Here is a 344-nt window from a genome sequence, read left to right as displayed (position 1 = left end):
TCATCTCACGGCCAACATCACTGGATTTCCCGGCAGTGGTTTTGGTTTCCTCCAGCTCTTTCTTGACTCGTTCCAGCTCCTTTTTCAGGTCGGAGTTTTCACGAGACACCATCTTCACATCGGCAGACAACGAATCTATCCCGATCTCACGGGTGTTTTTGTCTGTGAGAACGTGCTTGATGGTTTCTTGGCGACCGCGCTTCTCTTCTTTCTTGGGTTCACCAGAGAACATTGTCACGACCGCAAAAAAGAACGAAGACGCCGCCAGCGATAGACACCCAACGCTTCTTGTTGGGGTCTAACTGTGTCCAAAATCGCTTAATCATTGGGCACCTCCCAGCAGC

General features: G+C 50.6%; 1 pseudogene. It reads right to left on the bottom strand.

Features of this window, described 5'->3' with window-relative positions:
* Positions 1–232: pseudogene (locus tag BHE89_RS22865) on the bottom strand (conjugal transfer protein TraB); the annotation flags it as partial.
* Between the last annotated feature and the right edge of the window lie 112 nt (positions 233–344).

Source organism: Shigella sp. FC1967, assembly GCF_001743005.1.
Classification (GTDB): Bacteria; Pseudomonadota; Gammaproteobacteria; order Enterobacterales; family Enterobacteriaceae; genus Proteus.
This window is presented reverse-complemented; position numbering and strand designations above follow the sequence as displayed.